15 protein-coding genes are annotated in these 14479 nt (G+C 71.8%); 4 read left to right on the top strand and 11 right to left on the bottom strand.

Annotated features, from left to right (window positions below; genetic code table 11):
- Window positions 1–21: 21 nt before the first annotated feature.
- Both ACZ4Z4_RS05535 and ACZ4Z4_RS05530 read right to left on the bottom strand, forming a co-directional pair.
- Window positions 22–1392 (bottom strand): HEAT repeat domain-containing protein, encoded by a 1371-nt coding sequence (locus ACZ4Z4_RS05535; protein ID WP_468322584.1) that lies wholly within the window; start codon window positions 1390–1392, stop codon window positions 22–24.
- A 2-nt stretch (window positions 1393–1394) separates the two neighbouring features.
- A complete protein-coding gene (locus tag ACZ4Z4_RS05530) occupies window positions 1395–2642 on the bottom strand; it encodes a lactonase family protein (protein ID WP_468322582.1) in 1248 nt (415 codons plus the stop codon).
- Between the two features lie 155 nt (window positions 2643–2797).
- On the opposite strand from ACZ4Z4_RS05530, the gene ACZ4Z4_RS05525 reads away from it, so the two are divergent.
- Window positions 2798–3805, top strand: coding sequence for a hypothetical protein (locus tag ACZ4Z4_RS05525; protein ID WP_468322580.1), 1008 nt, complete (start codon window positions 2798–2800; stop codon window positions 3803–3805).
- Here ACZ4Z4_RS05525 and ACZ4Z4_RS05520 read toward each other — a convergent pair.
- Both ACZ4Z4_RS05520 and rpmF read right to left on the bottom strand, forming a co-directional pair.
- Window positions 3759–5000: a GTP-binding protein gene (locus ACZ4Z4_RS05520; RefSeq protein ID WP_468322577.1), complete on the bottom strand. Its 1242-nt coding sequence runs from the start codon at window positions 4998–5000 to the stop codon at window positions 3759–3761. The two genes, ACZ4Z4_RS05525 and ACZ4Z4_RS05520, sit on opposite strands and share 47 nt — an antisense overlap.
- A gap of 5 nt (window positions 5001–5005) precedes the next feature.
- On the bottom strand, window positions 5006–5176 hold the full coding sequence (rpmF, locus tag ACZ4Z4_RS05515; protein ID WP_398304371.1) for a 50S ribosomal protein L32: 171 nt from the start codon (window positions 5174–5176) through the stop codon (window positions 5006–5008).
- Window positions 5177–5333: 157 nt separating this feature from the next.
- Between rpmF and ACZ4Z4_RS05510 the strand changes: the two genes are divergently transcribed.
- A complete protein-coding gene (locus tag ACZ4Z4_RS05510) occupies window positions 5334–6236 on the top strand; it encodes a MerR family transcriptional regulator (protein ID WP_468322574.1) in 903 nt (300 codons plus the stop codon).
- Entirely contained in the window at window positions 6233–7477 is a 1245-nt protein-coding gene (locus tag ACZ4Z4_RS05505) for a glycosyltransferase (protein WP_468322571.1), read from the top strand. Before ACZ4Z4_RS05510 ends, ACZ4Z4_RS05505 begins: the two co-directional genes overlap by 4 nt.
- Before the next feature lie 18 nt (window positions 7478–7495).
- Here ACZ4Z4_RS05505 and ACZ4Z4_RS05500 read toward each other — a convergent pair whose 3' ends face one another.
- The 3 genes from ACZ4Z4_RS05500 to ACZ4Z4_RS05490 form a co-directional block, all read right to left on the bottom strand.
- On the bottom strand, window positions 7496–8512 hold the full coding sequence (locus ACZ4Z4_RS05500; RefSeq protein ID WP_468322568.1) for a glutathione S-transferase family protein: 1017 nt from the start codon (window positions 8510–8512) through the stop codon (window positions 7496–7498).
- Window positions 8509–8805 carry a hypothetical protein gene (locus ACZ4Z4_RS05495; RefSeq protein ID WP_468322565.1) on the bottom strand — a complete coding sequence of 99 codons (297 nt, stop codon included), beginning with the start codon at window positions 8803–8805 and terminating at the stop codon, window positions 8509–8511. Before ACZ4Z4_RS05495 ends, ACZ4Z4_RS05500 begins: the two co-directional genes overlap by 4 nt.
- Window positions 8806–8892: 87 nt before the next feature.
- Window positions 8893–10386 (bottom strand): cytochrome P450, encoded by a 1494-nt coding sequence (locus ACZ4Z4_RS05490; RefSeq protein WP_468322562.1) that lies wholly within the window; start codon window positions 10384–10386, stop codon window positions 8893–8895.
- Between the two features lie 108 nt (window positions 10387–10494).
- On the opposite strand from ACZ4Z4_RS05490, the gene ACZ4Z4_RS05485 reads away from it, so the two are divergent.
- Window positions 10495–11103: a TetR/AcrR family transcriptional regulator gene (locus ACZ4Z4_RS05485; protein ID WP_468322559.1), complete on the top strand. Its 609-nt coding sequence runs from the start codon at window positions 10495–10497 to the stop codon at window positions 11101–11103.
- Here the strand turns inward: ACZ4Z4_RS05485 and ACZ4Z4_RS05480 are convergent.
- From ACZ4Z4_RS05480 to ACZ4Z4_RS05465, 4 genes are all read right to left on the bottom strand, one after another.
- On the bottom strand, window positions 11093–11431 hold the full coding sequence (locus tag ACZ4Z4_RS05480; protein WP_468322557.1) for a hypothetical protein: 339 nt from the start codon (window positions 11429–11431) through the stop codon (window positions 11093–11095). The two genes, ACZ4Z4_RS05485 and ACZ4Z4_RS05480, sit on opposite strands and share 11 nt — an antisense overlap.
- 340 nt (window positions 11432–11771) lie before the next feature.
- Window positions 11772–12905: a hypothetical protein gene (locus ACZ4Z4_RS05475; RefSeq protein ID WP_468322555.1), complete on the bottom strand. Its 1134-nt coding sequence runs from the start codon at window positions 12903–12905 to the stop codon at window positions 11772–11774.
- Window positions 12906–13116: 211 nt separating this feature from the next.
- Entirely contained in the window at window positions 13117–13845 is a 729-nt protein-coding gene (locus tag ACZ4Z4_RS05470; protein WP_468322553.1) for a cysteine hydrolase family protein, read from the bottom strand.
- Entirely contained in the window at window positions 13845–14429 is a 585-nt protein-coding gene (locus tag ACZ4Z4_RS05465) for an isochorismatase family protein (RefSeq protein ID WP_468322550.1), read from the bottom strand. The genes ACZ4Z4_RS05470 and ACZ4Z4_RS05465 overlap by 1 nt, the downstream gene beginning before the upstream one ends.
- Window positions 14430–14479: the final 50 nt, after the last annotated feature.

Raw genomic sequence — 14479 nt, 5'->3', positions numbered from 1 at the left:
CCGGGGGTCACGACACGGGTGTCACTCGGCGGCAGCGGCCGAGCCCGTCTCCTTCCTCCGCCACCTCCAGTTCCAGAGCTCGTGCGCCCGGTGGTCGTGCTCGAAACCCGGACCGAGCGGCCCCACGCGCTCGTACGCCTGCTCGGTCCGCGGGTCGTCGCGGCGGGCGAGACCCCAGGCGACCTCCAGACGCACGAGCAGGTCGTCGTCGTCCAACAACGCGATCAGCGCCTCCGCGACGGCGGGCGCGTGGTCCCGGGACGCGGCGAGGGTCACCGCCGCCCCGCGGCGCACGGCGGCGTCCGGGCTCTCGACCATGACGAGCAGCGCCCGGGTCACCTCGGGCCACAGGACCTCGTCGTCCGCCCCCACCTCACAGGCCCTGAGCCGCACCTCCGGATCCGGGTCGCGGGTCAGGGCGAGCACCGCGTCCCGCGCGGCCTGTGACCGCAGACCGTCGTTCGTGACGAGGGCGTACGGCACCTCACGGCGTACGCGGGGATCGGGGTGGCTAGCGTGGCGCAGCCCGACGGCCTCCTGACCCGGGTGTTCGTACTCGGAGAGGGCGCTCAGCACCTTGGCGAGCACCACGCTGTCCCTCTCTTCGGCGGCCCAGGCGATCAGGAGCCCGGTCTCCTTCCTGCCGTAGTGCCGGTGCCCGGGGTCGACGAACGAACGCACCCGCAGGTAGTCCGCCACGAAACGCCGGTGTGCCGGGTCCGGGTGGTGGCGATGGGCGGTCACGGCCGACCAGGTCTCGTCGCTGCGGCGCCCGGCGAGGACCCAGCAGACCGCCGACCAGTCGGTGTGCTCCTCGTCCGGGTGCCGCACGGCGCGAGCGACGAGTTCGTCGACGGGGGTCAGGATGCGGAAGGCCCATTCGAGCGCGCTCAGGATGCCGCCGTGTCCGGCCCGCACGACGAGCCCGCCCAGCGAGACCTGCTCGACCCAGTCGTACCCGCCGTCCGTGACCCGTTCCGTGACCGCGGGCCCCACCGCGTTCGACCTCCGCCGCAGCTCCTCCTCGACACCCGTCTCGTACCAGTCCCGCGCCAGGGCGAGGAACCGTTCACGCGTGCCCGCCGGCAGCCGCAGCCGGGGCTCCGTGCCGAGCACGGCCGAGAAGACCGCGTGGGAACCGCCGTCGATCGCGCGCCACAGGGGTGTGGTCCCGTCGGGCAGCGCCCGGTCAGGGTCGGCCCCGCCCTCCACGAGCGCTTCGGCGACCGCCGCGTCGTACGCCGCCACGGCGAACCCCAGCGCCGACAGCCCGCTCGCGTCCACCGCGTCCGGATCGGCCCCCTCGGCCAGCAGCGCCCGCACCGCGTCGACGTCCCCCGCCCGCACCGCCGACACGAGCCGCACCCCGAGCCCCTTCTCCTCGCCCCGCACGACTAGAGAGGCAACGCGCACACGGCGACCGGCGATGCGAAAGGTTTGCCCGCGAGGCGGAGTGCGCCGCTGTGGCCGTCGACCTTGAAGACGCTCACCGTGCTCGACTTCTGGTTCGCGGTGAACAGCAGGCGCTGCGACGGGGAGAACGCGAGCTGGCGGGGGAAGTCCCCGCCGACGGCGACCGTGTCGAGGAGCCGGAGCCGGGCGCCGGCGCGCTCGATCGCGTACCGGGTGACGCTGTTGTGCCCACGGTTGGCGAGGAAGGCGAAGCGGCCCTCGCGCGTCACCACGATCTGCGCCGGGTAGCTGGTGCCCTCCCCGGTGCCGGTCGGTTGCGGTCTGCCCGGCGTGAGGCGGCCGGTGGCGGGGTCGTACGCGCAGACGACGACCGTATTGTCCAACTCGGCGGCGAGGTAGGCGAAGCGGCCCGAGGGGTGGAAGGTGAGGTGGCGCGGGCCCGCGCCCGGCCGGAAGGCCGCGTGCGAGACACGGCGGAGCGTGCCCGCCTTCTCGTCGAGGCGGTAGGTGTACACCGTGTCGTTGCCGAGGTCGACGGCGAGGACGTGGAGGCCGTCGGGGGCCGTGATGATCTGGTGCGCGTGCGGGCCCTGCTGGCCGGGCCCCGGCGGCGGCGCGGAGTGCGTGACGAGGTCCGTCCGCTCACCCAGTGCGCCCGAGGCCTCGATGGGGTGCACGGACACACTGCCGGAGGTGTAGTTCGCACTGAGCAGCCAGCGCCCGCCGGGGTGCACGGACAGGTGGCAGGGGCCCGCGCCGCCGGTGTCCCGCGTGCCGAGGACGTCGTGCTTGCCGGAGGCGGAGAGCGCGACGGCGGTCACGCCACCCTTGTCCCGCTCGTTGACGGCGTAGAGCGTACGACCCGAGGGGTGCAGCGCCAGATAGGAGGGGTCGGGGACGCCGGTGACCGTCCCGGCACCGGTGACGCGGCCCGTCACGTCGTCGTACGTCGCCAGGCCGATGCCCGCACCGCCGCCGTCCTGCGAGGTGTACGTCCCCAGGAACAACCGCCCCTCGCGGCGCGGCCGGTGGGCGGCCGAGGAGGCGGGTTCCCGGCGTACGCGGTCCGGACGCTCCGGGCGCTCCGGGCCTGCCGGATCCGACGACGCGCACGCCGAGACCGACGACAGAGCCCCCGCGCCGACCGCCCCCACGAGTGCGCCGATGAACCGCCGACGCCCCGGGCTGCCGCTCCCGGACCCCATGGCCGACCCTGCTCCGCTGTTCATGCCTGCACCTCGTGCGTCGGTGGTGACGGATGTGGCCAACACAGTGCCCCGTGTCCGGGGGAAGGGACAAGAGGCACCCGTGTCGGCGCGGCGCCGCGGTCTGGTGCTCAGGCGGTGGTGATGGGATTCTTCGGCTTTCGACGGGGGAGGGGCACATGGATTCAAGTGAGCTGGCCCATACGGCCGTTGGGGTCTTCGTGACCGCGGCGGCGGGGGTGGCGAGCGGGGTCGGCCAAGGGGCTGGAGGCGCCGTCGTCGAGCTAGTCCGCGCCCGTCTCGCGGGCACCGACCACGGGCGTGCGGCGTTGGCGGGCCTGGGCACCGACACGCAGGACCCGGCCGCCCGCCGCGAGGCGGAGACCGCCCTGCGGCAGGAGCTCGAGACCGACCCCGAACTGCGGCGCCGCCTGCTGGAACACCTCGAGGCCGCACAGCGGGCCCACACCACGAGCAGCGTCGTCATCACCGGCAGCAGACTGTCGCGCAGCCACATCTCGCTCGGCCCGCTGACGGTCAACAACACGCCCGCGGGCCGTGCCTCGCTGACGGGCGTGGTGGCCCTGCTGGCGCTCCTCCTGGCGCTGGGGGCCTACGGCGGAGTGCAGCTGATCGGTGCCGACGACTCGCCCCGGACGACTGCGCCCGACGACGCGCGGAACACCGCTCGGGCCCTGTCCGTCGCGGAGACCGCGCGGGTGACGCCGGACCGGGAGAGCGTCCCGCCCGGCTGGACGGAGCTCGCCGCGCCCGCGAGCCAGCCGGGCAGCGCGGACTCCCCCTGCCACCGGGCCGGTTCGCGCTACGCGACCCGCTCGGACGGCGGCGGGGAGATCCGCGCCACCTTCGACGTGTCGGCCTGTGACTCGGTCCGACGGGCGAAGGCCCACTACCGGGGTTCCGTCATGGGGGTCAGGTCCAACGATCGGCTGGAAGTCCTGTCCTTCCCCGGCCTGGGCGAGGAGCGGATCGCCGCCACCAACGTGAATCTGGACCTCGACGAGACCACGGCGCAGGCCGTGGTGCGCACCGGGACGGTCGTGTGCGCGGTGGAGCTCTCACCGGTGGACGACCTGCGGGAACACGCGTCCGTCACCGAGACGCTGACGCGCGCCTGCGTCACCCGGGCGGAGAAGGCACAGAACGCGGCGGACCCAGCGGGCTGAGAGGGGCGAGGGCGGACTCCGGTCCGCTCTCGGTCTCGCAGGCGTCCGCGCCGTGCGCGTCCCACGCGGGGAACGGATCGTACGACGGAACCGCCTCGCCCTCGGCGAGCAGGCACCGGTCCAGGGCCGCCCGCAGTTCAGGGGCGCGCAGATCGACGCCGATGAAGACGAGCTCCTGCCCCCGCACGTCGTCGTCCGTGCTGCGCGCTCCCGAAGGCTCGAAGCGGGCGACGGAGCCCGCCTGCGACCACAGGCCGATGATCCCGGGCCGGCTCGCCAGCCGGAAGAACCCCTTGGAGCGCAGAATGCGCCCGAAGTCGCCGCTGTCCATCTCCTCCGTGACGAAGGCCCACAAACGGCCGGGGTGGAAGGGCCGCCCGGCACGGAACACCGTGCTGGAGATTCCGTACTCCTCGGTCTCCGGCACATGGTCACCGTTCAGTTCCCGCACCCACCCCGGCGCCTGCTGGGCGCGTTCCAGGTCGAACAGGCCGGTGTCGAGGAGCTGGGCGAGCTCCACCCGTCCCCGGGTCGCGGGCACGACGCGGGCGAGCGGGTTGAGGCGCGCGAGGGTGGCCGTGAGCCGGTCGGCGGTCTGCGCGTCGACGAGGTCGAGCTTGTTGAGGACGATGACGTCGGCGAACTCGACCTGGTCCATCAGGAGGTCGCTGACGGTGCGCTCGTCGTCCTCGTACTGATCGAGGCCGCGCTCCGCCAGGCCGTCCCCGGCGGACAGCTCCGGCAGGAAGTTCGCGGCGTCGACCACCGTCACCATCGTGTCGAGGCGGGCCAGGTCGCCGAGCGTCGAGCCGTCGTCGCGCGGAAACGCGAACGTCGCGGCCACCGGCATCGGCTCCGAGATGCCGCTGGACTCGATGAGGAGATGGTCGAAGCGGCCCTCGGCGGCCAGCCTGCCGACCTCTTCGAGCAGATCGTCGCGGAGCGTGCAGCAGATGCAGCCGTTGGTCAGCTCGACCAGCCGCTCCTCGGTGCGGGACAGCGCGGCCTCGCCGCCGCGCACCAGGGCGGCGTCGATGTTGATCTCGCTCATGTCGTTCACGATCACCGCGACGCGCAGGCCCGCGCGATGGGCGAGAACGTGGTTGAGCAGCGTCGTCTTGCCCGCGCCGAGGAAGCCGGACAGGACCGTCACGGGCAGCAGGCGACCGCCCGCCGCGGGTCGTGTGTGTGCCATGCGCGTCAGCTCTCCGGGCGCAGCAAGCCGCGCTCGTACGCCTTGACCAGACGCTGGGGCACCATGTGCGGCACGCCGTCGACGGTGACGGGCACCAGCTGCGGGGTGGTGGCCTTCCACTGGGCGCGGCGGTGCCGGGTGTTGCTGCGCGACATCTTCCGCTTCGGTACGGCCATGAGGTCCTCCTTGGGGGAGTAGGGGGGTGCAGGGCAGCACGCTATATGAAAATGAATCCCATTAACAACTTGGTCGGCTTCCGGGGTGCGGTCGGCCTTCGGTTGACCCTCACGTCACGTCAGGTTGCAGGCTGTGCGTCGACGAAAGGCGAGGTCCATGAGTTACACCGTCGGTCAGGTCGCCGGTTTCGCGGGGATCACCGTCCGCACCCTGCACCACTACGACCGGGCCGGGCTGCTCACGCCCGGCGAGCGCAGCCCCGGCGGCTACCGCCTCTACGGCGACGCCGATCTGGCCCGGCTCCAGCAGATCCTCTTCTACCGCGAACTCGGCTTCACCCTCGACGAGATCGCCGAGATCCTGGCCGACCCCCAGGCCAACGCCCTTGCCCAGCTCAAGGCCAGGCGCCGGGCGCTGCGCGAACAGATCGACAAGCTGGAGCGTCTGGTGGAGGTCGCCGAGCGGGCCATGGAGGTGCAGCAGACCGGGGTGAGCCTCACTCCGCGGGAACGGTTCGAGGTGTTCGGTGAGATCGCCTTCGACCTGAGCTACGCCACCGAGGCCGAGCTGAAGTGGCAGGGCAGCGCGGGCCATCGCGCGGCCATGAAGAGCGCCGCCGACCACACCAAGGAGGACTGGGCGCGGCTCATGAGCGAGGCCGCCCGGTGGCGGGAGGAACTGCTCGCCGCCTTCGACGCGGGGGAGCCCGCGGATGGTGCGCGGGCGCGGGAACTCGCCGAGGCGCACCGGCAGCACATCTCCCGCTGGTTCACGCCGTGCCCGCCCGCGATGCATCTGCGCATCGCGGACGACTTCGCCACGGATCCCCGCGCCTTCGCCCTCGTGGTGCCACAGCCTCAGCAACGACCGGGGCTCGCCGCGTATCTGCGGACGGCGGTGGAAGCGAATGCCGAGGCCCGGGTCAGGTCTCGGGCCTCATGTGACAACGAGATAAACACTGACGCTAAACCTGAGGGTGAGAGTGTTCCGCCCGCTCCCTCAGCTCCCTGCTCTTCCCCCGCCTCCTCCTCTCCCTCCTTTCCCGAAGGAAGCCGATGACGCGCATCCTGATCGCCGCGGCCGGTTCGTACGGCGATGTCGCCCCCTACACCGGTCTGGGCTTCCGGCTCCGCGAAGTCGGATACGACGTCGCCCTCGCCACGCACGGCTCCTTCGCGCCGCTCGTCGAGGCCGCGGGCCTGAGGTTCCGCGAGCTGCCCGCCGATGCCGGTGGACGACAGGGCACCGGCGGGCGACAGGCCACCGGCGGACGCAAGGAGCTCATGCGAGCTGCCTCCGTCTTCGTCCGTGACCTCGGGGGCGGCCTCGTCGACGCGGCCGTGCGGGGCGCGGACCTGCTGGTGCTCTCCACCACCACGGCGCCGCTCGGCTGGCAGTTGGCCGAGGCGATGGATGTGCCGGCCCTGGGCGCGTATCTCCAACCCACGCACCCCACACGGGAGTTTCCGCCCGTCATCGGCGGCACGCGGTCGCTCGGCGGCTTCGGGAACCGTGTCCTCGGCGCCTTCTCCCTGCGCATGGTCGACCGGGTCTACGCCGACGCCGTACGTGACCTGCGCGCCCGCCTCTCCCTGCCCGCCACCGAGCCCCGCGTGGTCCGCGCCCGGCAGGAGCGGGCGGGCCTGCCGGTGCTGCACGGCTTCAGCCCGGCCGTGGTGCCGAGGCCGGCGGACTGGCGCGCCGGACTCGACGTCGTCGGCAACTGGTGGCCCCACCACGACCCGAGGGACCCGCTGCCGCCGGAGCTCGACGACTTCCTGCGGGCCGGGCCGCCGCCGGTGTTCATCGGGTTCGGCAGCATGGTGGCGGGGGAGGGCGAGCGGCTGAGCGGGATCGCGGTGGCGGCGCTGCGCGCGGCCGGGCTGCGAGGGGTGCTCCAGGCGGGCAGGGCGGGGCTCGCCGCGTCCGGCGACGACGTCCTCACCGTCGGCGAGGTGCCGCACGCCCTGCTGTTCCCCCGGGTGGCGGCCGTGGTGCACCACGCGGGGGCCGGGACGTCGGCGGCCGCGCTGCGTGCGGGTGTCGCCGCCGTCCCCGTGCCGGTCACCGCGGACCAGCCGTTCTGGGCGGCCCGGCTCGCCTCCCTGGGGGCGGCGGCCGACCCGATCCCGTTCGGGCGGCTCACGGCACCCCGCCTCGCCGATGCGCTCCGCCGCGTGGTGCGCGAAGACGCGTACGGACGGGCCGCCGACCGCCTCGCCGGGGTGCTGGCGACGGAGGACGGCGCCGGACAGGTGGTGAAGGCGGTCGAACGGGTTCTTGAGCGGCGGGCCGGGTGACCCCGTCCCGGGGCGGAATCAGGGGCGTCCCGTCGGCGGCACCTCCTCCCCGGCGGGCACGGGTCCCGGAGGCGTGCCGTCGCTGAAGGGGCGGCCGCCCAGCTGCTCCCGGTGATGTGGTGTCAGCCACCCGGAGAGGTCGGGGCCCAGCGGCACGATGCCTGTCGGGTTGATGCCGGTGTGTACTTCGTAGTAGTGCCGCTTGATGTGGTCGAAGTCGATGGTGTCGCCGAACCCGGGGGTCTGGAACAGATCCCTGGCGTACGCCCACAGCACCGGGTCCTCGGCCAGCTTCCGGCGGTTGCACTTGAAGTGGCCGTGGTAGACCGCGTCGAACCGCACCAGGGTGCAGAACAGCCGGATGTCCGCTTCCGTGATGGTGTCGCCGACGAGATACCGGCGGTTGGCCAGCCGCTCGGAGGTGAGTTCGAGGCGGCGGAAGACGTCGCGGCACGCCGATTCGTACGTGGCCTGGTCCGGGGCGAAACCCGAGCGGTACACGCCGTTGTTGACGTCGCGGTAGATGCCCTCCATGACCGAGTCGATCTCGTCGCGCAGCGGCCCGGGGTAGAGGTCCGGCGCGCCTTCGCGGTGCAGGGCCGTCCACTCCGTGGCGAAGTCCAGGGTGATCTGCTGGAAGTCGTTCGTGACGAGTTTGCCGCTCGGGACGTCCACGATGGCGGGGACGCTGACGCCGCCCGGATATCCGCTCTCGCGGGCCTCGTACGCCTCGCTGAGGAAGTGGATGCCGAGGACCGGGTCGCGGTCGTCGGCATCCAGCGTGAACCGCCAGCTCCGGTCGTCCTGGATCGGATCGGTGACGGCCAGGGAGAGCGCGCCCTCCAGGCCGAGCAGCCGGCGCGCGATGAGGGCCCGGCCGGCCCACGGGCAGGCCCGGCTCACCACCAGGCGGTAGCGGCCCGCCTCGGCGGGCCAGCCGTCCCTGCCGTCCGCGGTGACGCGGTCGGCGAAGTGGCTCTTGGAACGCTTGAACTCCTTGTGCCCGTACGAGGCGTTGCCCTGGTCGGCGCTCATGACTGGCTCCTTTCCCGTGCGCGGGGCATCGGGGTCCGCCCCTCGGACGGCCCCGGACCGGTGGCTCGCGGGGGCGGCGCGAGATCGTAGATCCGGTCGATGAGCACCGCCTCGTTGCCCGCGAGGCCCGCGCGGCGCAGCGCTTCGTCGGCCTCCGCGATCGGCCCCGCGAGCAGCGTCGCCGCGGCCACGGGGGAGACCGACGCGGAGTCGGAGAGCGCGGCGCGCGCCGTGTGCAGCAGGCGCAAGCAGGCCTGCGCGGCGAGCAGTTCCTCGGACGTCGTGCCGGTCATGTCGAGCGGCTCCTTCGTGCTCGGTGGCGTGGTCGGCATCGGGGGATGCCGTCTCCACTCTCGCGCACGGGTCTGACAATTGGCCCTCTATGCCGTCCGGGCGCGGCGGGTGAGCCGCAGGGTGAGGCCGTCCGGCATGAGGGTGAGGCGCTCGGCGACGCGCAGCCGGTAGGCCGGATCGGCGTGCAGGTCGTAGCGGCGGAGGAGCAGGCCGAGGACCAAGGTCGCCTCGTGCAGCGCGAACTGACGTCCGATACAGGCCCGTGCTCCCGTGCCGAACGGCTTGAAGACATGGGGCGGCCGTCCGCGTACGGCCGAAGGGGCGAACCGGTCGGGGTCGAACTCCTCGGGACGCTCGCCCCACGCCGCGGGATCGCGGTGCAGCATCGTCGCGAGGACCAGCGCCCACGCGCCGCGGCGCATCGGGTGGACGCCGCCGAGCGTGGTGTCGACGCGGGCCTCGCGGGCGAACCCGGGCGCGGTGGGCCACAGCCGCAGCGACTCGTCGAGCACCCGGCGCACGTACCGCAGCTTGGCCACCTGTTCGTACGCGGGCTCCCCCTCGGCGCCCCAGACCTCGTCGACCTCGGCCCGCGCGCGGGCGAGCACTTCCGGGGAGCGTGACAGGTAGTGGAGCGCGAACGACAGTGCGCCGGATGTCGTCTCGTGGCCGGCGACCAGGAAGGTGATGACCTGGCGGCGGATGTTCTCCGGAGTGAGCCGCTCGCCGGTCTCCGGGTGGGCGACCTCCAGCATGCGGTCGAGCAGGTCGCCCTGGCCGCCCGACCCGGGCGCGGCGCGCCGGGCCGCGATCACCGCGTCGACCGTGCGGTTGAGGTAGGCCATGTCGGCGTCGTTGCGCCGCTCGGCTCCGCGCAGCACCAGCGGGGTCAGCAGGGGCGGCACGACATTGCGGCGCTGGGCGAAGGAGAGCGTGCCCACCATCGCCGACACGAACGGGTGCGGCGCCGAGCGCTCGAAGGAGCCGAAGTCGTGCCCGAATCCGGTACGGGCTATCGTCTCCAGCGTCAGCTTCGTCATGTCACCCGGCACGTCCACCGCCCGGCCCGCCGTCTCGCGTTCGTCCCAGCGGGCGGTCAGCTGCCGGGCGACGTCCAGCATCAGCGGGTGGTAGCCCGCCATCGCCTCGCGGCTGAACCCCGGCGCGAGTATGTCGTGCGCGAGCTGCCAGTTGGGCTCGTGGTTGTACGCGGTGAAGAGGCCGTCGCCCGCCACCGGACGGAGGTTGGCGACGCCGAGGCCCACGTGTTTGGCGAACCTCGACTCGTCGGCCATGTCCGCGGCGAGCTCGGCGCCCCACACGAAGACGAACTCCTTGCCGAACGCCTTGCGCCGGAAGATGGGGCCGAGCCTGCGCGCCATCCGCATCGAGTCCTGCAACGGCGTGCGGACGTTCGCGCCGAGGAGGTCGCCGAGCAGCGGCAGGCGGTGCGGCGGGTGCGGGATGCGGTGCAGCTCGGGCCAGCCGAGCTCGGCGCTGCGGAACCCCTTCGGGGGAGCCTCGGGCGCGGGCCGCCCGTCCGGACTCTCCGCCGCCGCTGACCGCGTCGTCTGCGCCATGTGCCCATCTCCCTTGTCCGACGGGCCCGTTGGGCCTGTTGTACGTGGATTCAATAGGAGATCCCAGTGTGGTACCGCTATTGAATTCGCGTCAAGTAAGGTGCTGGCATGGCCGCGAACCCCCAGGAGCGCACGCGCCGCAGGCTGAGCACCGAGGAGCGGCGTGAGCAGCTGCTCTCGGTCGGGGCGCGGCTCTTCGCGCAGAAGCCCTACGACGACGTGTGGATCGAGCGGGTGGCCGAGATCGCCGGTGTCTCGCGGGGCCTCCTGTACCACTACTTCCCGACCAAACGGGACTTCTTCGCCGCCGTCGTGCACCGCGAGAGCGAGCGCATGCTGCGCCTGACGGCGGCCGTGCCGGGGCTGCCGGTGCGGGAGCAGGTGAGCGCGGGACTCGACGCCTTCCTCGGGTACGTGGAGAGTCACGCGCAGGGCTTCCGCGCCTTCCACCGGGCCGAGGCCGCGGGCGACCCGCTGGTCCGCGAGGTCTACCGCAACGGTCTCGCGGCCCAGGAGCGGCAGATCCTCGCCGCCCTCGCCGCGGACCCGGGCGCCGCGGACATCACGCGGGACCTGCCCGTGCTGCGCCTCGCGGTGCGCGGCTGGCTCGCGTTCATGGTGGCGGTCTGCCTGGAGTGGCTGGAGGAGCCCGACCTGTCACGGGAACAGGTGCGGGACCTGTGCGCCAAGGCGCTGCTGGGCGCGATCACGCGCTGATCTCCTCCAGGCGGACGGTCTCGATCTCGTCCCAGCCGCGGGCGGCGGTCCGCTCTCTCAGGTCGAGGTCGGCGCCGGCCTTGACGAGGAGGCACTGGGGCGGGGCGAGACGGCGGGCCAGGACCGTCAGGATGTCCAGGATGCTGTTCGAGATGAAGCGGACGTCGGTGAGATCAAGGACGATCTCGTCGGTGCGAGAGGCTTCCTCGGTCAGGGCCAGGACCACGGGGCCGCGATGGGGACTGAAGACCTCGCCCCACAGTCGTACACCGGGAGCGTCGGACAAGGGCAGCATGAGCATGAGTTCATCGGCGAAGTAGCCGCGCATTGCGTCTCCCGGGGGGAGGCACCGCTGCGCACGCGCGCAAGGGGCGGCTTGGGGGGGAAGCCATGGTGGCGGCAGCGGAGTTGTTTAGCGGGCGCAGACTCCCGCGGATGACAGCCGCTGGCGAAAGAGCCCCAACCTGGGCCCGAGAGAACACCGGTAGGTCGGATGCTGCGCTAACAACACCCCATCGACCACGGACTATCACCAACATACCGTCGTGCCGGTCCGCGTGGAAGGGGGCACCCCGGATCGATCCCGCCCTGCTCCGCCCGCAGCCGGTGAACCGGCCGGGCCACCGGCCCCGGGTGCGCGCGCCCCGGAGCCGACGGCATCGCGCGGACTAGTGAGGGACCGGGCACACCCCGGAACCCGAGGCAACGGAGTTGTAGTTGGGCGCGGCCATCGGAGTCGTCGTATTGCTGCCGAGCTGGATGAGGATCTCGTCGGACAGCAGGTCCTGCTGGCCCTTCAGCGCGTCGGCGACCTTCGTGTCCTTGGGGAAGACCATCTCGGCGGCGATGTTGTCCTGCACGATCCGCGCGAGGTTGTCCAGCGCGGTGAAGACCGGGTCCGTCGGCGGCTCCAGACCGGGCAGGTCGATCAGGTGGGTGGCGACCTTCGCCGCGTTCATGCAGTCCTTGATGATGATGGTGTTCTGGTTGAGGACGCTCGTCGTCCACTGCGAGATGACCACGCAGTACAGGTCGGTCCACGCCTCTTCGCCGACCTTGGCACGCCAGGTCTTCATGATGTCCTGCACGCCCTTGATCTGGGCCTGCGAGGCGTGCTCCATGTTGGTGCGGATGTCGGGGTAGACGCTGCCGGAGAAGGTCTCGAAGGACGCCATGTCGAACTTCTTGGCCGCGACCGAGGCGCTGATGAACTTCTGTGCGCCGTCGAGGATGTTGCCGCAGGACGTGGTCAGCGCCGCGGGCAGGCCGGCGGAGGCGAGCTGGCGACGGGCCGTGGCGAGCTTGGTGGCGTACGCCTGCAACGGCTCGATCCACGCCGTCGACGTGGTGCTGTTGAACGCCACCATGACGAGGTCGTGGGCGTCGATGCGGCTGGCGTTCGGCAGGTTCGGCACCTTGTTCGCCAGATAGGAGGCGATCACGGAGAAGATGCCGAGCGGGACGTGAGCGATGGACTTCGCCAGCTCGAACGTCTCCGACACAGGATTGGCGGACTGCTGCCCGTCCTTGGTCACGAGGGTGAATCGACCCCCCTTGGCGTCGTTCTGCACGACGACCACCGGGGAGAGGTGCTTGATCAGTTCTGCTTTCAGAACCGCGTAGTTGGCGCGCATTCCGGCGTTGACGGCGAGCATCGACGACCGCGCCGTCTGCTGGCTGACGGCCTCTGTGGCCGCGCTGTCCGCTGCCGCGGCGGCGGAGCTCGGGGCTGCCGAGTAGCCGAGCAGGGCGGCCGTACCGACACCGGTAGCGCCGCCTATGAACCCTCTGCGGGTAGCCATCTTCGTTTTCTCCATCGCGTTGTGCTGATCTGTTTCTGGTGGCTCTTCGATGTGGGGATCGAATTCATGGGGGGACCTTCGGGTTGGGGGGACGGGAGGTGAGGGGTGGGGTTTGGTGGTGTGGGGTTCTTCGGGGGCGCGGGATGTCGCGCCCGTCGGCGGGGGAAGGAACCGAAGTTCCTTCCCCCGCCGAAGACAGTGACCTGGGTGGCTACTTGATGTCGCTCTGCTGGGGAACCACGACGCCGAAGCGGTCCTGGATCGTGGCGAGCGCGGACTCGTGCACCTGCTTGGCGGGGATGCCGTTGGGGTTGCCCTTGACCGGCAGTGGCCGGGTCGCCGAGGCGTCGCCCACCACGGTCGGGTTGTAGCCGTTGTAGACGGCTCCCTCGGCGGTGAACAGGGTGCACATGTGGGTCATGAAACCGGCGATGATGACGTTCTTGCGGCCGGTCTTCTTGAGCTCCGCGGCGAGGTTCGTGTCGTGGAAGCCGTTGGGGACGGCCTTCTCGACGACGGCCTCGCCCTTGGCGGGCTTGAGAGCCGGAATGATCTGTCCGGCCTTCGACTTGAGGTCGTAGCCCTTCTCCACGATGTGGATCACCGGCGTGCCTGCCTTGCGGGCCCGTCCCAGCAGGTCCTTGGTGTTGTCCACCGACTCGCGCCAGCCCGTGAGCTCCATCGGGCCGCCGGTGTAGACGTTCTGGTAGTCGACGAGGACCAGCGCGGCGTCGGACAGCTTGGCCGGGGTCTCGTCGAGCTTCATGAGCCGGCGCAGCGTCGTGGTGTCCTTCGCGACATTGCGGTCGGCGGACGGCGACGGCTTCCTGTCGTTCCCGTCGGTGCGGGCGGCGGCGTCGGTCTCTCCACCGCACGCGGTCATGGTGGCCGCGAGCACGGCGGCGGCGCCCAGGACGACGAGCGAACGCAGCGGCTTCATCAGACGATCTCCTTCTGAGAGGCGGTGACGACCCCGTACAGGTCGGCGATGGTGGCGAGAGCGCCCTGGTGCACCTGGTCGGCGGGGACGTCGGTGCCCGCGACGGGCAGTGAGCGGGTGGCGGTGGCGTCGGCGGCGACCGTGGGGCGGTTGCCGTTCAGGAACGCGCCCTGCGCCGTGAACGCGACACACATGTGGGTCATCCACCCTGCGATGACGACGTCCTGGCCCTCCTTGAGGTGGCTCGCCAGGTCGGTGCCGACGAACGCGTTCGGGACCTGCTTGACGACGACCGGCTCACCCTCGACAGGGGCGACCCTCGGGTGGATCTGGCCGATCTCCGCCCGGATGTCGTACGGAGTGCCCTCCCCGCCGTCGTTGATGACGTGCACGACCTTCGTGCCGGCGGCGCGGGCCCGGGCCAGCAGCTGCGCGGCGGCGTCGAGGGACTGCTCCCAGCCGTCGAGCTCCATCACGCCCTGGGTGTAGGTGTTCTGGAAGTCGATCAGGACGAGTGTCGACTCGGCCAGCTTCGCGGGCGTTTGGACGAAGCCGTTCAGCTCGCGCAGCGTGGTCCTGGACATGGGCGTACCGCCTTTGCATCGCGTAGGGGAGACACAGCCCGACCTCGGCC

It is taken from the genome of Streptomyces sp. NPDC030245, from assembly GCF_055572995.1.
The sequence above is the reverse complement of the archived record's forward strand: the minus strand, read 5'-3'. Positions and strand labels throughout refer to the sequence as shown.